Annotated in this window: 18 protein-coding genes and 1 pseudogene; 13 read left to right on the forward strand and 6 right to left on the reverse strand. The window is 67.0% G+C overall.

What is annotated here, in order from left to right:
- Positions 1 to 642: 642 nt before the first annotated feature.
- The 8 genes and pseudogenes from EDC02_RS43025 to EDC02_RS37375 form a co-directional block, all read left to right on the forward strand.
- Positions 643 to 822, forward strand: a pseudogene (locus tag EDC02_RS43025) (helix-turn-helix transcriptional regulator); the annotation flags it as partial.
- Positions 823 to 873: 51 nt separating this feature from the next.
- Entirely contained in the window at positions 874 to 1,854 is a 981-nt protein-coding gene (locus tag EDC02_RS37350; protein WP_233606634.1) for a hypothetical protein, read from the forward strand.
- On the forward strand, positions 1,851 to 2,018 hold the full coding sequence (locus tag EDC02_RS40605) for a hypothetical protein (protein WP_158632439.1): 168 nt from the start codon (positions 1,851 to 1,853) through the stop codon (positions 2,016 to 2,018). Before EDC02_RS37350 ends, EDC02_RS40605 begins: the two co-directional genes overlap by 4 nt.
- A gap of 1,410 nt (positions 2,019 to 3,428) precedes the next feature.
- Positions 3,429 to 4,118 (forward strand): GPP34 family phosphoprotein, encoded by a 690-nt coding sequence (locus EDC02_RS37355; RefSeq protein WP_148083789.1) that lies wholly within the window; start codon positions 3,429 to 3,431, stop codon positions 4,116 to 4,118.
- A gap of 90 nt (positions 4,119 to 4,208) precedes the next feature.
- Positions 4,209 to 5,732, forward strand: coding sequence for an APC family permease (locus tag EDC02_RS37360; protein WP_255500636.1), 1,524 nt, complete (start codon positions 4,209 to 4,211; stop codon positions 5,730 to 5,732).
- Positions 5,729 to 6,358: a GNAT family N-acetyltransferase gene (locus EDC02_RS37365; protein WP_158632440.1), complete on the forward strand. Its 630-nt coding sequence runs from the start codon at positions 5,729 to 5,731 to the stop codon at positions 6,356 to 6,358. The genes EDC02_RS37360 and EDC02_RS37365 overlap by 4 nt, the downstream gene beginning before the upstream one ends.
- The gene (locus tag EDC02_RS37370) at positions 6,358 to 7,257 is read left to right on the forward strand and encodes an SAM-dependent methyltransferase (protein ID WP_123606790.1); all 900 of its coding nucleotides are present in this window, start codon (positions 6,358 to 6,360) and stop codon (positions 7,255 to 7,257) included. The genes EDC02_RS37365 and EDC02_RS37370 overlap by 1 nt, the downstream gene beginning before the upstream one ends.
- Positions 7,258 to 7,884: 627 nt before the next feature.
- Positions 7,885 to 8,526 (forward strand): hypothetical protein, encoded by a 642-nt coding sequence (locus EDC02_RS37375; protein ID WP_123606791.1) that lies wholly within the window; start codon positions 7,885 to 7,887, stop codon positions 8,524 to 8,526.
- On the opposite strand, the gene EDC02_RS37380 is transcribed toward EDC02_RS37375, so the two are convergent.
- Positions 8,504 to 8,830 (reverse strand): hypothetical protein, encoded by a 327-nt coding sequence (locus tag EDC02_RS37380; RefSeq protein WP_123606792.1) that lies wholly within the window; start codon positions 8,828 to 8,830, stop codon positions 8,504 to 8,506. The genes EDC02_RS37375 and EDC02_RS37380 overlap by 23 nt on opposite strands.
- Positions 8,831 to 8,960: 130 nt before the next feature.
- Between EDC02_RS37380 and EDC02_RS37385 the strand changes: the two genes are divergently transcribed.
- The 3 genes from EDC02_RS37385 (at position 8,961) to EDC02_RS39970 (ending at position 12,605) form a co-directional block, all read left to right on the forward strand.
- On the forward strand, positions 8,961 to 11,060 hold the full coding sequence (locus tag EDC02_RS37385) for a hypothetical protein (RefSeq protein ID WP_148083790.1): 2,100 nt from the start codon (positions 8,961 to 8,963) through the stop codon (positions 11,058 to 11,060).
- Between the two features lie 151 nt (positions 11,061 to 11,211).
- Entirely contained in the window at positions 11,212 to 11,979 is a 768-nt protein-coding gene (locus EDC02_RS37390; RefSeq protein ID WP_123606794.1) for a hypothetical protein, read from the forward strand.
- A complete protein-coding gene (locus EDC02_RS39970; RefSeq protein WP_148083791.1) occupies positions 11,958 to 12,605 on the forward strand; it encodes a hypothetical protein in 648 nt (215 codons plus the stop codon). Before EDC02_RS37390 ends, EDC02_RS39970 begins: the two co-directional genes overlap by 22 nt.
- Positions 12,606 to 12,951: 346 nt before the next feature.
- On the opposite strand, the gene EDC02_RS37400 is transcribed toward EDC02_RS39970, so the two are convergent.
- The 3 genes from EDC02_RS37400 to EDC02_RS37410 all read right to left on the reverse strand — a co-directional run bounded on the left by EDC02_RS37400 (position 12,952) and on the right by EDC02_RS37410 (position 14,612).
- The gene (locus EDC02_RS37400) at positions 12,952 to 13,401 is read right to left on the reverse strand and encodes a SitI3 family protein (RefSeq protein WP_123606796.1); all 450 of its coding nucleotides are present in this window, start codon (positions 13,399 to 13,401) and stop codon (positions 12,952 to 12,954) included.
- 15 nt (positions 13,402 to 13,416) lie between these two features.
- Complete coding sequence (locus EDC02_RS37405; RefSeq protein WP_123606797.1) at positions 13,417 to 13,815, reverse strand: hypothetical protein; 399 nt, start codon at positions 13,813 to 13,815, stop codon at positions 13,417 to 13,419.
- A 263-nt stretch (positions 13,816 to 14,078) separates the two neighbouring features.
- Positions 14,079 to 14,612 carry a DUF6244 family protein gene (locus EDC02_RS37410; RefSeq protein WP_123606798.1) on the reverse strand — a complete coding sequence of 178 codons (534 nt, stop codon included), beginning with the start codon at positions 14,610 to 14,612 and terminating at the stop codon, positions 14,079 to 14,081.
- A gap of 477 nt (positions 14,613 to 15,089) precedes the next feature.
- Here EDC02_RS37410 and EDC02_RS37415 point away from each other — a divergent pair, with 477 nt between their 5' ends.
- Positions 15,090 to 15,566, forward strand: coding sequence for a hypothetical protein (locus tag EDC02_RS37415; RefSeq protein ID WP_148083792.1), 477 nt, complete (start codon positions 15,090 to 15,092; stop codon positions 15,564 to 15,566).
- A 172-nt stretch (positions 15,567 to 15,738) separates the two neighbouring features.
- Here EDC02_RS37415 and EDC02_RS37420 read toward each other — a convergent pair whose 3' ends face one another.
- Both EDC02_RS37420 and EDC02_RS40610 read right to left on the reverse strand, forming a co-directional pair.
- A complete protein-coding gene (locus EDC02_RS37420; RefSeq protein WP_233606635.1) occupies positions 15,739 to 16,473 on the reverse strand; it encodes a hypothetical protein in 735 nt (244 codons plus the stop codon).
- A gap of 331 nt (positions 16,474 to 16,804) precedes the next feature.
- On the reverse strand, positions 16,805 to 16,981 hold the full coding sequence (locus EDC02_RS40610) for a hypothetical protein (RefSeq protein WP_158632441.1): 177 nt from the start codon (positions 16,979 to 16,981) through the stop codon (positions 16,805 to 16,807).
- 74 nt (positions 16,982 to 17,055) lie between these two features.
- Between EDC02_RS40610 and EDC02_RS37425 the strand changes: the two genes are divergently transcribed.
- On the forward strand, positions 17,056 to 17,685 hold the full coding sequence (locus tag EDC02_RS37425; RefSeq protein WP_158632442.1) for a 2'-5' RNA ligase family protein: 630 nt from the start codon (positions 17,056 to 17,058) through the stop codon (positions 17,683 to 17,685).
- Positions 17,686 to 17,712: the final 27 nt, after the last annotated feature.

The raw sequence follows: 17,712 nt of genomic DNA on the forward strand, positions 1-17,712 counted from the left end.
CGTTCGTTGAGTGCGGTCTTCGGTTCCGCTCGCGGTGGCGACGCGGGCGGAATCCGGCGCGTGAGGACGCTGGACAGGGTTTCCATCAGCGCGTCGCACCGCACCAGAACCAGAAACCTCGGGGTGGTCCAGTGGCGGGAGTACGTAGATGGACACCGCCTCGGGTAGCCCTTCCGGTAGCCCGGTGACCTGGCGGACCAGTCCGAAGCCACCGAGCACCGCGAAGAGTGCGTTCTGCGGCAGATGAATCGGGTAGCCGACCGCCCGCTGCGGACCTGTTGCCCTGAGCGCGCTGCTCATGTCGAGTCACCCGAGCGGCTGACGTCGGACGGGGCGACCTGCTCGGCCGGCGCGACACCAGGCGTGGGGCGACCCCGACGATCAGGGGAGGGTATGGGTGCTCGGCGGCGCAGCGGCCACCCGTGAAGAGTGCGCACAATCGCTCCCTGGTGAGGAGGTGGGTGCGGCGGTCGACGCACGGGGGACATCGCGCCGCCGCACCCACGTCTGCGGATGGGAGCGCGACTGCCTGAGCTGGTGCTGACCATGTTTGGGCCGGCTCGCTCCCTTGCTCATAGCGTGCCGGTTCTCTACGGTCTGTGACACGCGCATGGTTTTCACGTGTTCACGATTGGTCGCAGAATGCATACACCAGAGAGCTTCGGTGCCACTATCAGAGCATTCAGGGTGGAAGCCGGGCTCACAGTCCGCAGCCTCGCCGCCCGGGTCCATCTGTCCCCCGCCGCTCTGTGCAACATCGAGGCCGGTCGGCGGCAAGGAAGACCCCAGCTGGCGAGATCCTGTGACGAGATATTCGGCACCACTCCTGTGCTGGCGACCATGCTGGCCCTAGGCGAAGGAGTGGATGACCAGATGAGACGACGAACACTGCTGACGGCCACGGGAGTGGCGCTGACGTTCGGCGGCATCGCCACGCTGACCACGCTGGTCGAGCAAGGCATGCTCGACGCCATCGCCGCCGACCCCGACTGGGATCAGGTGATCGGCGACTACAACCGCCGGTTGGTCACCTCACCTGACAGCCAGTTCGGTGCAGCCCTGGTCGGACACCTGACTGCAGCCAACCTACTGCTCGCCCAAGCTGGAGGGCACCCGAAGCCTGAGCTGTTGAGCGCGCTGGCCCGCCTAACTCAGCTGGTGGGTCTGTGGAAGGGAAACAAGGGCAATGTGGTCGGGGCGTGGGATTCATACCGGCAGGCCAGCTTCTTCGCCGGGCTCGCCAACGACAGGGCAGTTCAGGCGTGGGTCGGCGCCCGAACCGCGTCCCGTGCCCCTTACGAGGGGCTTACCTACCGGGAGACCGTGGAGCGGGCCGAGCGGGCCCTGGACCTGGCGCCGGCGGTGTCCCCTGCGCGCGTCGAAGCGCATAGCGCATTGGTTCACGTGGCGGCGCTGACAGGTAACCTCGCCGCCGGCCGGCAGCAGGTGGCCGCGATGGAGCGGTCCGCAGAGGTTTTGCCGACCAGCGGCGACGTCGACGGGCCGCTGGCGCGCACTGCGTCGTTCCGGATCTACCTGGAATCCCGTTGCGGATCTCCCGAGGCGGCGGACACAGCGTGGGACCAGCGGGCGCTACTGCGGGGGGTGCCGGTATGGGACGCAGATGCCTGCGTGTACTACGGCATGAGCCTGGTGCGACGCGGCGATGTTGCTGCCGGAATCGGCCTGGCGCTCGATGCCGCCCGCCTGATGGCGGCCCGAGTGCAGGTTATCGGGATGGGTGTGCGTGACCTGATTGGCATGGTGCCCGCCGGGCACCGGTCCGACGCGCTCGACGAGCTGCGCACCTACGCCTCGCGTGAACGCGGGCCGTGGGAGATACTGGTCAGGTGAAGGCAAGGATTGATGGCGAGCCGCAGCGGGAAGCCGCTGCCGCAGCCTACGCGCGGGTGCAGGCAGATCTCGATCCGGATCGAGAGGTCCGGCGTGGCCATCGCAGCAGCTCTGCCGATCAACAACCGGAACCCGAGCCCGATCCGGAGCAGGTCGGATTCTGAAATGCTGAAGGCCGGGCCTCGTTGGGAAAACGGGGTCCACGCACTCACTCGGAGTTTCGTTGTCATCCAACAACTCTGAGTAGTCGACGAATCGGGCGGGTGGTCCGGCCCATCCAACATTTCGTTCAGGCGCTCGGTTCGTCACTGGTTGTCCCCGCCTGTCTGCTGACAGGGCCGCAAACAGGCTTGATAGCGGAAGTTGACACACTTCATGCTTGCGGTGGGAGGGACCGCCTCGCCGTCAGGTAGTAGGAGAGCGGGAACGGTGAAGCCGACGGGCATATGCCTTGCCTGCGAGAGCGTACAGATCGAACCACTCGAGCCAGATCGGGCTGGTCAAATCGGCCGGGCAGTGGATCATTTCGATGTCCTCCCGCGTGTCCCGGGATCACGGTGACGCCGAGCGGCGGACCGCCGACGCCGAGATGCCACCCTTCAGGCCCTGCCACTTGTCGGGGTACAAGCTGGTTTACATAGGCGCGTACGGCCAGGTGTGCAGAGCTTGTCGTACTTGCCGCAAGGACGAATGATCGACAAAGTTGGGTACCCCTCAGTCGAGGTGCCTCCAGACCTTGCAAAGGCAGCCGGATCGGCGTGCTTCTGGCAGTGGGCCGTGAGCATGGAGGAGCTTGGGTGCGCAGCCGCAGCCAGGCGCTGTCATCGGTAGCAAGCCGACCCGCACCGCAGCCGCGTAGCGGCGAGGAGGGGAAGCGGCGCGGTAGGAATCCTGAAGTCGCAGCACCTCGCGCGGGCCAGCGCCTGGTACGGCGCGGATCTTGTCGTCACGTTGTGTACTTCAAGCCGTACACCGACACCACTCGGAGCTGTATTCCACATTGGTCCACCCGGTAGGCCCCGGTCGTTGCCTTCTCAACCAGTCCAGGGTTGGGCGGCTTCCGTCGAGCTCTCGCCGGCTGGGCAGGCAGGTCTGCAGAGAGAGGCCGCTCACCTGGCATCACGCATACACGCGGCCGGAACGCTGTTGCGTCAAAGTCGTCATCCACGGCAACGCTTCCAGGCGGCTCGACGCTATACACCGCCAAGCCGTTGCGGCACTGCGTCTGCTCCGCGCAGGCTGAGCCCATACCATTCTCGTCCTTTGTACTTGCTCGCAAGCAAATCGTGAACATGGGAAAACACACACCCGCGTCGCGGACCACCGAGTGCCGGCAAGCTATCGACGATGGAACGCACCTCTTGTCAAGACCAACTCGTCAGGCAGAGGTAAACCTGAGCCGCATAAGGGCTTGGCCTGAGTGCGTCGCGATCACACATCCGCAGCGCCCAAAGCTTGGCCAGGGGGACCTCATGCGCCTGTCGCGTCGAAGGACTGATTAATGTTGATGAAAGTACTCACGCCGACCGTAACCGCCATCCCATGGGTACACCTTCCGCCGTGGTCGGCTCATCGTGACTGACTATCGCACTGGCGCGCGTCGGCGGTCGGCGTTGTCGTTGCCGGGCGGTCGTCGTCTGCTGGCGGATGAATTCTTCCTGATGGCGCACCACGACGTGTCAGGCCGACTACGGCTGGCGCCGCGGATCGCGGGACTCGGGGTAGCCGCCGCCCTAGTGATCGACCTGGCCGTGACGGGTGCGCTGGTGGTGACTCCGACGGGCCAGTTGGTTCGCACGTCGGTGTCCGTGCCTGCGGATGTATGGGAGTGGCGGGTGCTGGGCTGGGTGGCGGCGGAGCCGGGCCAGCCGGTCGCCACCTGGATCGATTTTCTGGCCGATCAGTCGGTTGAGGCGGTGGGTGAGCGGCTGGCGGCTGCTGGAGTAGTTCGTCGGGTGCGTGTTCGGCGCCTGCTGAAGACCCCGAGGATCGCGTGGGAGCCGGCGGACATGAACGTGGCGGCATGGCCGTGGGCCAGGTTGTCAACCCGCATCCGCCGTAGTGAGCGACTTGAAGCGTTCGACAGCTGCCTGGCCCGTCTGAGCCTGGCTACGGGCATCGAGGGCCGTTTCCTGGATGGCGAGTCTGCGCAGGCGCGGCAGCGTCTTGAACAGCTCTTGAGTCCGGTGTCGCTGCAGCTGGATGGCCTGCTGCGGCAGTTGTCGGCGGCGGTGGGCCGGGCCGTGTTGGGCGGCCGGACCTGACCACCGCCACCGCTGTTCGGGCGTCTGCCTGGCGTCGCTGACTCGTCCCTGAACCCCTTTTCTGGTCTCGTCTTTCCTCAGGAGTGTGTTGTGTCTGTTTCGCATGGTGTGCCGCGTCCGCGTCGGGGTGGTGTCGCCGCAGCCCTGGCCCGGTCCCGGCTCGGGGTGCCACAGGTCGTGTTCTTTGTCCTGGCCGCTGCGGCGCCGATGACGGTGGTCGCCAGCGCGGTGCCGACCGCGTACGCGGTGACCGGCCTGTCCGGGGTGCCGGTCGCCTACGCGGCGACCGCCGCGGTGATGCTGCTGTTCGCGGTCGGCTACGTCGCGATGTCGCGGCATGTGGTCAATGCCGGGTCGATGTACTCCTACGTCGCACACGCCCTCGGCCCAGCGTCCGGGGTGGCGGCGGCGTTCGTGGCGGTCGTCGCCTACAACCTGATGCAGATCGGCCTGTACGGGGCGTTCGGTGTCGTCGCGGCCGCCGCCGCATCGGCGGTGGCCGGTGTCAGCGTGCCGTGGTGGGTGTGGGCTTTCGCCGGTTGGGCGCTGGTCGCCGGTCTCGGGCTGGCTCGGGTCGACCTCAACGGCCGGGTCCTGGGTGTGCTGCTGGTGGCGGAGATCGCCGTGGTCGTGGTCTTCGACACCATCATGGTCACCGCTGACCCTGCTGGCGGGGTGTTGTCGCTGCACGGGTTGGAGCCGGCACACCTGGCCGCGCCGGGAATGGCGGCGATCCTCGTCGGTGGGATCGCCGGCTACGTCGGCGTCGAGGCCACCACCGTCCTCGCGGAGGAGACCCGCGACCCCCAGCGCACGGTGGCCTACGCCACCTACACCGCGATCGCCGTCACCGCCGTCCTATATGCGGGGTCGGCGTGGGCGATGCAGACCGCCGCCGGCCCCGACCACATCGTTGGTGCCGCCGCCCGCCACGGGCCGGAGTTGATGTTCGTCCTGATCGACGGCCACCTCCCACGCCTCGTGGTGGACCTGGGCCGGCTGCTGCTGCTGACGAGCCTGTTCGCCGCCCTGCTCGCCTTCCACAACATGGTCGCACGCTACCTGTTCGCGTTGGGCCGCGAACAGGTCCTGCCCGCAGCCCTGGGACGCACCAACGGGCGGACCGGCGCGCCGAAACTCGGCTCCCTCACCCAGACCGCCGCCGCCGGCACCGTCATTACCATCTATGCGGCCGCCGGGCTTGATCCGATCACGCATTTGTTCTTCTGGTTGACTGTCACCGGCGGCCTGGGCGTGTTGATCCTGATGACCGCGACCAGCCTCGCCGTCATCGCCTACTTCCGCCACGACCGGCGGGGCGAGAGCCGCTGGTCCGTCACCGTGGCACCCGCCGGAGCACTAGCCGTGCTGACCGTCGTCCTCGCCGGCACCCTCATCGGATTCGGCGATCTCCTCAACGTCCCAGCCGGCTCCCCAGCCCGGTGGCTACTACCCGGCCTGTACGGCGTCGCCATCACCGCCGGCCTCGGCTGGGCAGCCGTGCTGCACCGTACGCGGCCCTCCGCCTACGACAGCGTCGGCGCGGGTGCCGACGCCGTCACCCGCCCCACCACCCACACGTCCGCCCCTATCCGCCAGGAGACTCGCCGGTGACAACCGCCTCCACCACCCTGATCCGTGTCGCCGACCGCCACGACATCGCCCCACTGGCAGCGGCGCTGGTCGACGCTTTCGTCGACACCCCCGACGCCGTCTGGCTCATCCCCGACCCGGCCGAACGCCGACAGGTCTACCAGCAGCTCTGTCCCGCGATTCTCACTCAGGCCATCGTGGCGGGCACCGTCTACACCACCGACGACCACGCCGGCGCCGCACTGTGGCTGCCCCACACCATCGCCCACGCCCCAGACCCCCACCACGCCGCCACGGTCGACCGCGCCACCGGCCCACACGCCCCACGGTTCGCCCGCCTCGCCGCGCTGCTGCACCACGACGCCCCACGCCGCCCGCACACCTACCTCGCCTACCTCGGTGTCGCCCCTACCCGGCAGCGTCAGGGTGTCGGTACCGCGCTGCTCGCCCACCGGCACGCCACCTGCGACACCGCCGGCACGCCGGTGCACCTCGTCGCCACCACCGCAGACGCTCGCCGCCTCTACCAGCGGCTCGGCTACCACGACACCACCCCCGCCCCGCTGCACCTACCCGACGGCGGCCCACCCCTGTGGCCCATGTGGCGCCAACCCCACGCCCACGTCAGCCCTCGCCGGGAGCCGTGATGGCCACCCTGCTCGCCACCGCCACGGCCACACGCCCCACCGTCGACGCCAGCCGGCCGGCTCTCGCCCGGCTCGTCAACTACTGGCTCGGCGGCAAGGACCACTTCGCCGCCGACCGTCACCTCGCCGACCAGATCACCCGCATCCATCCCGGCATCCCGCACGGCTACCGGGCAGCCCGACAGGCCGCTATCCGTACAGTCGCCCACCTAGCCACCGATGGGATACGCCAGTTCGTCGACCTCGGCCCAGGCTTGCCCACCCCGGACCACACCGACACCCACTGCGTCGCCCAAAACATCGCCCCGACGAGCGCGGTGGTCTACGTCGACCATGACCCGCTCGTCCTTGCACACTGCCGCGCCCTGCATGTCAGCGACCTCGCCGGAGCCGTCACCGTGGTCGACGCCGACGCCACCCAGCCCGCACACCTCACAACGGCCATTACTGACCAACTCGACCCCACCGCACCGGTCGCGGTCCTGGCCACCAGCCTCGCCCACCACCTCGACGACCAACACCTCCGCGACCTGTTCACCCGCCTGACACGACACCTACCGGACGGAAGCCGGATCGTCGTCACCACCCATACCACTCGCCGAGGCGACCAGCGGCTCCGCACCGTTCAGCAACGACTCACCCAGGCCGGCATCCCGTACCACAGACGCCCTCCCGCCCAGATCGCCCAACTCCTGCACAGCTGCGGCCTGACCCTGCCCGCGCCTGCCGGGCCACCACCGGGACAGTCTCCACGCCCAGGCGACGATGCAGCCGATGACAACCGCGATGTGTGGGCCGATGCCCATGTCGGCCGCATCGACACCGGCCACCACCGGCGACAGACGGACGTCCTCCAGACCACGACCGCACGAGGGGAAGCCGTTGATGTGCCGCGATGAAGGGTGTGGGCGGCGTAGCTAGCTCACATGCTCGCTGCGGACCCGGCATGGACGGCTTCGCCAGCATCGCACCGTCCAGCTGACGCACTCGCTGCACGGCAGCCCGCGACCCCGGGCGCAGGGCGCCGTGGCACCGCGAGAAGGTTAAGGACCTCGGCGGCCCCGCCCATCCCCGTAAACACCACCAGCCCTACAACGCCAGCACCCGGGAACCAGCCATGAGCCACCACGACAACAGCGACAACCCGCGCCCGGATCCGTGCCGGCAGGACCGCGACCATGGCATCCTCTCGCAGCCTGCCGATATGCTTCACCCGGGCGGCGCGGCACCGTCTCCATGTCGATCTCCCGCAAGAGTCGACCGTGCCGCCCCACCCCGTCCGGGCACACTGACGTCCACGACCAGACAGCCCTGGCCACTACCCACCGCCCCCGCTCAAGCCGGTCCCGCGGTCGTACCTCACGCGCCCAGACAACCGACATTGACAACGGAATCTCCCCGTAGGCGACCTGCAGTTGTCCACCTCCGGCGGTACCTGCTCTGGGCGGTGTGGAATGGCTCAGTCTGTTCGGCCCTGAGCCATTGCCCCGATTGATTGAACCGGCACGGACCTGGAGGATTCACTGATGACCATCAACCCATCTGACGGCGGGGCCGGCCGGCACAGCGATGATGAAGATCAGGCCGATGCGCTCGCGGCGGTCCAGTCCATGCTGGGCGGCTTCCAGGTCGAGATCCGCACCGCCGGAGAACTGGCGGCGCTGATGGGAAGGTTGCCGGCGGACACTCCGATCAGCGTGGCCGGCCACGCTCGCGTCGACCGTGACCTGGCCCTCGACGAGGTCGAGGACCGCACGGCCGCCGTGGCGACGACCATTCCCATGCTCATGCCCCGCAACGGCGACCCTGCTGCGCGGATCCAGGAATGCACGCCCGGGCCGCGGACGACAGCCGGTGTTCAGCTCGGCGCGGTCGTGGTGGCCGAGGACGCGGAGGTGGCGCCGGAGCGGACCAAAGCTTTCTGCCCTTACTGGCAGGCCGTGGAAGCCAAGCATGACGACGACGCCGCGGGCCTGTTCGACGCGCACAACGAGATGCTCACGTTCGTCGCCGAGACGTTGGAGGGCGACGTCGAGGCCATCCTGCACGAATGGGTCCCCGACGACGACCTGCGTGAGCAGATGCGGATCGAGGGGCAGCGGCTCCGCCACACCGTCGACCGCCTGACGGCACTCGGCGCCAAGGTCAACACGCCGCGGCCAGGGTGACCCGGCGGCGTTCGTCGATCGCCTCGGCCGCACCGCCAGGGCCGTCACCCCGGCGAGAGTACGCAGCACCGTCGCCGGGCTGGGCAAGCACCTCGCTGTCGGGCGAGCCGGTCGGTGGCCCGGACGAGTACGTCGGCGTAGTCAGATGGGTCCCTTTGTTGGTGGTCGATGGACTGACCGGCCGGTTCTCCCCGCCGCAGCCTGGACCCTGCGCGAAATACTGGCGACGATCGATCTCGCCCTGGCCGGGCAAGCTGGGGGCTTGGCTCAGCCAGGCCCTGGCCATCTCTGCCGGCGTGATCATGCCAGGGCGAGGGTTCACCGAGGGGCCGCACTCCAGGCGATGACGTCGACACTGGGACTTCGGACTACTTAAGGTCAAACTGGCGCAAGGTAGGCGGCTTGATGTGCATGGAATGTGTACGGTGTGCGGCGTGAGGTTCGTCGATGGTTCGCCCGCGCCGTTGGTCGTGTGTCCGGACTGCGATGGTGTGAAGTTCGTGCTTCGTGCGTGCCAGTGCCGCTACTCCGGCGACTTCTTGGTAGCGACTGGGCCGGAGTCACTGTTGCCGGATCGTAGCCCTTATGCGGATTGCGCGCTTTGTGATGGCACGGGAACGGTCGGCCACGCCTGTGGTTACTGCGACCAGGCCGGCGAAATACGCGCTCAGCTTGTCCTGACGGTGGTGAATCTGGATGTGGGGACGATCGCCTCGATCAGCGTGGTTCCTGGGGTTCTCGATCCGGTTCGGCTGCGTTCCGGTCGTTACGGCGTAGATCTGATGCCGGTGGTGCGTGAGCTTGCTGCGGGTCTTGGTGTGGTGAGCGTTGAGGATTCGGTCGGCGCGGAGGACCCGTTCGACGCGCGCGCGTCGATGTACGTGGTGATGCCGGAGCGGTGGAGGCCGGGACTGCCGCAGCCGGAGAGATTGGTGTTGGAGGCTTCGGGCATTGCTGATGCCGCCCGCCATTTCGGTTGGCGGGTGTTCCTCGGCCGAGCGACCGTCGAGGTGTCGGCCGGTGTGGATGAGAAGTTGGGCTGGCTGTGTGGGCTGGCTGATCGATTGTGTGTGGATCTGGTAGTCGATATGCGGTGTCCCGAGGATGTACGCAGCAGGTGGCCGTCGAAGCCGCGCTTCGACGTGCGATTCGAGATCCCGGGAACCGCTGTTCCGGCCGAGGGCGGCTGCCACGTTGGCCTTGGCGCGGCGGTCGAAGCGTTTTCGGTCCGTGATGCTGCGGCGCAGGTCGCGGGCCGGTGGGTGAACGTACCGTCCCATTGGGTTGCTTCTCAGCCGGTGGGGGATCGCCCGGTCGTGACCGTCTCGGCTGTCTCCGAGTCTCTCGGCCGAGTCGCCGGTGGTGGGTTGGGTGCGATCGCGACGTGGCGTGACGGTCGGTGGCACCACAGCGCGCTGATACACGCGGGCGAGGACGAGGCGCTGATTGCTCAGGCCACTGGTCAGGTCTCGACGAGGCGGAAGGCTGTTTACCTGCGGGAACGGGAACCGCTGGCACCGTCGTTTCGTCTGCTTGAGATTCCGGAGGATGCGTGCCCCGACTGCGTGGGCGGAACGGCGTGGCGTCGGTGCCCGTGCGTCCATGCGGTTGGTCCGGACGACGAGTGCGGAGCGTGCGGCGGGGCGGGGGTGTACGCGGACAGTGTGTGCAGTACCTGCCGAGGTAGCGAGGTCGTCCGGGCCGGCGCGGTGGTGACGCTACTAGATGTCAGTGGTCGGGTCTTGCATGTCAACTGGCGTCAGGATGATGACCGATCCACCGATGTAGTTGGTGAGCAGCCGAACGGCGCGCCGGTGGTGCGGTTGGCGGAGCACTACCGGGTTGATTGTTGGGCGGCCCATTTCGGCGGGTCCGGCGATCAGTTGGTCGATCTCGGCCTCGATGCGCCCCTGGGTGTGGAGGCGCGCTGGGGCGTGCTGACCGCGGCCTCCGCCGATGATGCGGTGCGTGAGTATCTGATCCGGGTGAGTGCTGGCCGGCCAGCTGCTCGGGTGTTCGTCTGGGTAGACCGGGGCACGTCTACGGCGCTGGGCGCGTTGATGCGGGTTGTCTTCGGCCTCGGCCTGGCTGTGGAACTGGTTGCCCGCAGCTACCGGCACAACGCCGGAGACCCGGTGTTGGCGCAGGGAGAGACGTGGGGTGTCACCGCTACCTCGCCAGTGCGCGGCGCGGCTGTGGCGTTCGCGGCGGCCAGCCCGTCGATGGCTTTAGCGGTGGCCGGGTTCGCGGACAGCCTCGGCACGCAGCTCCACGGTCTGGTTCCAGCAGACCCCACCCGACCGATCGCCGTGCCTCAACAGCCGCATCCAGTGGAGGTTGGTGGTGACGACTACGAGTACCTCATGCGGCGCCTGGCGGAGTATCACGAAGGCGCGGCCGTCATGGCACGGCTGTTCCCGGGCGGGTGCCAGGTGCACGTCGAAGCTCGGGACGCGACGCGCCTGGCCGCGACCGCCGCGACGCTGCGAGACGCCGTCGTGGCCCTGCTCGGTCCGAACGCGCTTGACAGATAGCCCGAATTTGGTGGGGTGCACGGCTACTTGTCTTTCAAACGGGGCTCGCTAGTGGAGATTCATGGCCGGTCTTCTCGAACGGGCCCGAGAATCGGACGCGGAAACAGCAGACCGTCGCACCGGCCGCCTGGCGATTCGAGAGGAAATGACAATGGACGCAGCATCCGCCGATGACGGCCGATATTCCGATCTGGTGCGGCCGCCTTCCGGCCGCACGGAACGGATGATCCTGGAGCTGCGCGGCCAGCAGGCGCTTGTCGAGGAGGCGGTGGGTCGGCTGGCTGCGGTGACCCGGGGCAGTACCCACGCCTTGGTGACGGAGGCCAACGTCCGGCTTGAGCACGCCGGCATGCACCTCGCCCATGCCATCACCGCCTCCGCTGGAGGCGTGGGCCGACCACTGAAGTCGCTGATCGCGGTCGGCGTGGTCGGGATCGTCACGTGGCCCGTGGCCGCCATCTGCATGAATCTGCTGGGATGGGCGCAGGGCTGGGCCGTGCTCGCCGCGGTGCTGAGCTTCACCATGATCACGTATCCACTGACCAGACTGTTCACGATGCTGGACCGACTCGCGGCCAACCGGAGGGTCCGGATCCTGACCAGCGGCGCGCCTTCGAGCGTTGCGCCGCCCGACGACGCGACCGGCACCAGGGGCACGGATGGCACAGGTGCCACCTTGGCCGGCGTCAAACGCCAACTGGACGCCGTGCTCGACATCGTCGAGGACGCCCGCGCCGCGCTCAGGCGAACCACCGACGGGTACCTCAAGGCCCACCGGTACAGCGCAGCCCGTAACTCTGATGGCGGCCTCGCCTGGCTGCGCGAGCGTGATCCGGTCCTATTTCACCTGATGGCGGCCGACGTTCTCCTGTGCCGGGTCGACGACGGGGTCGACTTGTGGGCATCAAGCATCTTCTGAAGGGAACCAGAACCGTGCCAGTCCAGCCTGTCTCCGCCACAGCGCTGCATGCTGCGGCCACCCAAGCCCAGGACGCCGTCACCAGCCTGCAGTGGGCGTACTTGGCCCGCCAGGACGGCCTTGGCGACCGCACTGACGCCGCATTCGTCGCCCGTCTGGACCGGGCAAGGGAGCATCTGAGCGCGGCTGCAGACACCGAATCGGTGAAGTGGCCATACAACCGACGTGCCATGATCAACGCTTCCATACAGACAGCGGTGCTGCTGGCCGGCCCGTTTCTCGCTGTACTGCTCATCCGGCTCACGAACCGCCCAATCGCGGTCGCCGCTGCGGTCTGCCTGGTCCTCGTAATCGCCGATATCGGCGGATGGGTCGCCAACAGAGTTATCGATGCCCGGATTAGCCGTTCGTTCCCGCAGGAACCCACCGCACCTGAGCGGAGCCGGGAACACACCTACCGGACCGTCCTCGCGACGATCGACCTACTGGACCGGACCACGGCGTCAGCGCTCGACGCCATCCCTGGCGACCACGAGAAGATCGAGCACCTCCATCAAGTGCGTGAGTGGCTGACCGAGGCCAGACGCGCGGTACCGGACAACCACCGCGGTGTTACCGCCGTATGAGCCGGTCCGCCGACACCGGCACTGGTCGCCACACCCGGCGGTCGCAAGCACGCCAGAGCCCCGGGTCGCGCAACCGGCAGATGCGCGACGAGTTACTGGTCCGCGTGCACGCTCAGGCCCGATCCCAATACGCCAGCACTCGGGCAAAATCCTCCAAGGAATGCGCCGCAGCGCGGTCGCCGCGCGAACACGGTGAGCCGTAGGCAGCGGAAAATCTACCAGGGCCGCCCCCGCCTCCAACACCGGATCCGGCTCGTTTCGCGATGTATCACGTACAGATCGGGTAGCCGTGCCGTTGAGCCGCGATGCTGGCCGTTCCGGGCAGCCAGGCGACCAGCACCGCCCTTCACTCCGGGATGAGGTTGCTTACGCCGTAGTTGTGCCACCAGGATTGGCGGTGTTTGCGGATTGCGCCGTCCATGCGTGTCAACAGCAGCACGTCGCTGTTGAGGATCAGCGCGGCGTCTTCGGCTCTGCTCGCCAGTACCCGTGCGACTGTCGCCAGCATGTTCGGGATTCCCTTTCCGATATGATCTTCCTTCGACATTCGGAAAGTCAGGTTTACGTAGGCGTCGGGTTCCCACTCCCACGTGGAGCCGTCGTTGTCGGCTTCGTAGTAGCCGTTGCGGCCGGACCTGATGATGAGCACGAACCCACGTTGGTCGTAAAGGTCCACGGTGAACAGTTCCGAAGTCTCCGTGGGGGTCGCGCGTTCGGCAGGATCGACGGCCGCGCTCTCGACGATCTGCTCGGTGGTGATGTCGCCAGCCAATGTTAGGCGATACTCAAGTGCCATCTTCTTCCTTCTCTATCAGGGGCGCGGCACGATCTGAATGGTCGTGCCGGCTGGCGATATTGCCACCATCTCCTTCAGTCCGTTGATGGGCCAGTTGTTGAACTGTTGGTGCAGTGCGTCGAGGTCGCCTCTCCAGTCCTGAAGGTTGAGGACGACCCGCTGGGTTTGTCCATCAATGACCTTTTCCTGCACTCCCGTCCATACCCCACGGACGGATCTTTCTGGCTTGGGAGAGTAGCAGTCGAACACGTGTCCTTCGATCAGGTAGTCGGGATCCTTTTCGGGCTCGCCGACATCACCCGATGCGGACCGGGCGTTTTCCACTTCTTGCTTGCTGGGATTTTGGTGTAGGCGATACCCGAAATTTGCCAAGATGGCGGCGCTATCATTTTCTCGTCTGAGTGAGCGCTTCACATCGGCGTCTTCTCGAGGTCTGATCTTGGCTTTCCGGCCGCTCGGTGATCCGCCGTTGCTGCCGGTCGGTCTCCTCAACCAGCCTGTCACATGTGGCTGATATGGCGTTCCGCCCGTCGATGCAGTTGGGGAACTGCCCGTATTCTCGGATGGCTCCTTGTTGGCAACAGTTCGTTCGGCCAAGGCGTCCTTGGCCCAGTTCGCGCTTGTCGAACCAGCTTTGGTGAGGATAGGGCCAGTCGGGGTGGGGCCGCCAGCCCTACCTAGTTTCCCGATTCGCCAAGTTGACGTGCCTCATTGACGGCGGCGCTCAGGTGCTGTCTGGCGTCTTGAGCGCGTTTCCGTTCGCCGGCGAGGACTTGCTGGATGTTGTTGAGCATGGTCAGCATGGGGCCGAGGTTGCCGCCGTCGAGGAATCTGCGGACGAGGTTCTGGATCTCGTCGACTCGGCCGAGGGCCGCGACGATGCCGTTTTGGGCGTCGTTGACGCTGTCAGTGGCTGGTGACAGGACGGAGATCACCTGTTGTGGTGACATCTCGCGGGGAGCCGCAGCCACGGAGGTGGAGGCTTGGTTGATCGTGTCGTTGATTCGGCTCAGCTGGGTGCGGACCTCTTTGATGGCCTCGCGGACCTGGTTCATGCCGGCGGCGATCGCGTTGAAGCCCACAGCCATGGCCCGATTCGCGACGTTTTCGGACTCGTGGTCGACGGCGGCGAAGAGTGTCTGCGCTCTGTCGAGTCCGGTGGCGATCGAGCGTAGTTCGTTGATGACGGTGTCGGTCTCGGTGGACGGCATTCCGGTGTGGAGTCCTCTCATCGGCCCGGCGGGGATAGCCGGGCATACCATATCGGATCGTTGTGGTGTGTACAGGTTGGCGGTTGGTGTGTCGAGGAACGCCCGTGGACGGGTGAGCCAGTGGACGCCTCATTGTCGATCCCCGCCGCGGGCAGCCACGTGTCCGGGTTCTCCAGTGTCAGGTGATCCTTCGCCCACGTTCGGCCAACCAGTACTTCCTGCGCCGCTACCCTGGCGGCGGTTGCGGTTACTCACACACCGGTTGGAGAGCCGCCGCCTCAACCCGCGCGCCGCCGCCAGCGGCCAGGTCGTCGAGCCGCAGTGTCCGTCAGGTGGCCCGGTTCGCCGGTCTGGGGGGTACCCGGCTCCGTGTGAAGGGGATCACTCGAATCGCGTGCGGTTGGTCGATGATGCGGGCACGGATGCCGCATGGCTCAGCGTCAGCGCGTCGGGTGGTGTGATGGCACGGTGACGACTATGTGGGAATATGCCGAACACCTGGCGCAGGGTGGAACGCAGGCATGGCGGGAAGCGGTGCTCCACGCTGCGGAGTTGTTGGCCCGCCGGACCAACTGGGACGAACGTTTCGGCACGTTGCCACCCCGCGAGTGCCAGTTTCGGGCCACGGCCCTGCTGGTCTACGGTATCGCGGCCGATCGGGGTGCTGCCCCTACCATGATCGACGGCAGTGAGTTTGCGGTCTGGGTAGCGTCCCGGTCGATCGTCCAAGGTCGGAACGATTTGGCTGATCTGCTGAGCGCTGCCGGGCATGACGTGCCGGAGCCTGGCCCCGTTCGCGGCAGGGACCGTGACCCTGTCATTGCCGCCTGGCATGGCCTGGTCGACGATCCTAGATGGATCCCGGCCGCCGACGTTCTCACCGATATCCGGACCAGCCCCGCCCTACCGGAGGCGTTCTCCGGGATCATCTGGGTGTTTGGGGACCGAGTGTGAACGAGGCCGGGTAGCGCGCCTCTTTGGGAGCAGACGGATCGACTGCTTTCAACCGCGACTCTCACGCTCGTGTCTCATTTGGTTACCTGCCTCGGTACGATCACGGTCACGCGGTCTGCGTCTCCAGCCGCATTTTCCATAGTGGTCGACGTGCTGTCGTGGCATCGCTCGGTCAGGGATCCCGGAGTTCTGGCGGCACCTCGTCTGGCATCGGGGGAAGGTGCGCGGTGCCGGCAAGCAGGGCGTTGAGGCGCGGAGAGAGCGTGGTGACTGGGTCGAGGTCGCGTTCCGCGACGAGCCTGTACAGGACGTCGAGGGCGTCGGTTGCCAGGCTCAGGCCGCCGAGTTCCGCGGCGATGGTCAAGGGTTCGTCGAGGACCGCGTTGACGAGGTCGGTCCAGTCTGGCTGCAGCAGCCACGAGACGTACAGATCCTCGTCGATCCGAGCGACGAGACGCGCCCGCAGTAGCGCGTCGGCCTCAGCAGGTGCTGGCGCGCACACCGGGATCGAGTAGACCGGGTTGGTGGCGGCGCGGGACAGCAGGATCTGGTGTTGCACCAGTGTCGGGTCGATGACCTGCGCGAAGGATGGCGCCCACACGATCATGTGTCCGGTGGTGGTGCCATCCGGGCGTATGGTCGGCGGTCGCTGCCACACGCCCAGGTCGGATTCCTCGCGGAAGGTGCCGGCTGTGCGGTACAGGGTGGCGCAGGCGGCGATCGGTTCGGCCGGGAATCCGAGGTGGTGCAGGGCTCCGCTGATTTGGTGACAGGCGAGCGCGCAGCTGCCGGCCGGTTTCCCGCTCATCGCCTGGTGCAGGACAGTGAGAACGGCGTACAGCGGGGTCAGTTCGGCCGGCACCTCGAACAGCCGGTTCCACATCGGGCTGTGCTGGTAGACGGGCATCAGCCCTTCGTCGTCGCGGATCGGCCTGAGATGAGGTTCTCGTGGTGGTGGGATCGGCCGCCGGATCGGGTCCCGGCGGTGCCGTCGCGAGTTTCGCTTCCGGTTCGTCACGTTGCAGCGGCTCCGCGAGACAGCGGGTGGTGGGGTGCGGTGTCGTCCGCGCGATGGGGCTTTGCGGCGACGTCAAGCAGATGAATCGAGCCGATGGCCATCGTGGCGTGGTTGGGTCGCACGCGGCGGAGTTCGCGCTGGATCTCGTCGGCGTCGCCGCTTAACGATGGGGCCGGATCGTGGAAGTCTCCGAATGCCCCACGATCAGGTACGGGATCACTCACTGCTGAAAGTCTGTCTGCTGCTTGCTGGCCTCTCGGATGGCGGATGCGACGTCCAGCAGCGCGTGTGCCACGGCGGCCAGACCGGCGGCGACCGGATCGCTGCCGGTTCCGGTAGAGCCGAGAGCTTGCCTGGCCGTCTCCTCGGCCATTTCTCCGTGCCTGCTGGTCTCCATCGCGCATCCTCGCTCTCTCTGTCCGAACGCCGCGACGCTCACACTGGCTGATGGCGGTGAGTAGCCTACCCAACGTGAAACCTTTCCAGTTCAGACGGGCCGACTCGCCGTGGCCACCGGGAACGACCCTGCTACACGTCTACGTGCTGGTACAGCCCGAGCGTGACCGTGACCTGACACGGTTGGTCGACGGTGGACACGCGGTTCTGGAAGGTTTCCCCGTCAGCCCGGTACCGCATGAGTGGCTTCACCTGACGATCGACCAGATCACCGATCGGCCAGCCGCCGAGATCTCGCAGGACGAACGAGATTCCCTGGCCGCCGAGCTGCGCATCCGGGCGGCCAAGCTGGCTCCGTTCACGGTGACGGTCGGGTCGATGTTGTCGTACCACTCGGGGGTTATCGCCGATGTCAGTCCCGACGGTGACCTCGGGGCGCTCTACGAGACGGTGCATGAGGGCATCCGGGCGGTGCGCGGCGACGCGGCGGTGCGGTATCCGCACAGTTTGCCGCACCTGACGATCGGGTACGCGCGGGCGGAGGCGGACTCTGATGAGGTGCAGCGTCGGTTGCGGCGCGTACGACCGAGTCACGCCACGCTGACGGTCGACAAGGTGCACCTGGTCGACGTCACGGCCGACGCCGAGGCCCAGACGATCACCTGGGAAACCGTGGCGCCCATCGCGCTAGGCAAGAACCAGTAGCGCAGGTCCCCCGGACCGCGACCGGAT

The sequence above is a fragment of the Micromonospora sp. Llam0 genome (assembly GCF_003751085.1).
Taxonomy (GTDB): Bacteria; Actinomycetota; Actinomycetes; order Mycobacteriales; family Micromonosporaceae; genus Micromonospora_E.

Excerpts from the sequence above, each read along its gene's own strand:
- EDC02_RS37350 (WP_233606634.1), top strand. The coding sequence starts at position 874 with ATGAGACGACGAACACTGCTGACGGCCACGGGAGTGGCGCTGACGTTC.
- EDC02_RS37370 (WP_123606790.1), top strand. The coding sequence starts at position 6,358 with ATGGCCACCCTGCTCGCCACCGCCACGGCCACACGCCCCACCGTCGAC.
- EDC02_RS37375 (WP_123606791.1), top strand. The coding sequence starts at position 7,885 with ATGACCATCAACCCATCTGACGGCGGGGCCGGCCGGCACAGCGATGAT.
- EDC02_RS37380 (WP_123606792.1), bottom strand. The coding sequence starts at position 8,830 with ATGATCACGCCGGCAGAGATGGCCAGGGCCTGGCTGAGCCAAGCCCCC.
- EDC02_RS37390 (WP_123606794.1), top strand. The coding sequence starts at position 11,212 with ATGGACGCAGCATCCGCCGATGACGGCCGATATTCCGATCTGGTGCGG.
- EDC02_RS37400 (WP_123606796.1), bottom strand. The coding sequence starts at position 13,401 with ATGGCACTTGAGTATCGCCTAACATTGGCTGGCGACATCACCACCGAG.
- EDC02_RS37410 (WP_123606798.1), bottom strand. The coding sequence starts at position 14,612 with ATGCCGTCCACCGAGACCGACACCGTCATCAACGAACTACGCTCGATC.
- EDC02_RS37415 (WP_148083792.1), top strand. The coding sequence starts at position 15,090 with ATGTGGGAATATGCCGAACACCTGGCGCAGGGTGGAACGCAGGCATGG.
- EDC02_RS37420 (WP_233606635.1), bottom strand. The coding sequence starts at position 16,473 with ATGCCCGTCTACCAGCACAGCCCGATGTGGAACCGGCTGTTCGAGGTG.
- EDC02_RS40610 (WP_158632441.1), bottom strand. The coding sequence starts at position 16,981 with ATGGAGACCAGCAGGCACGGAGAAATGGCCGAGGAGACGGCCAGGCAA.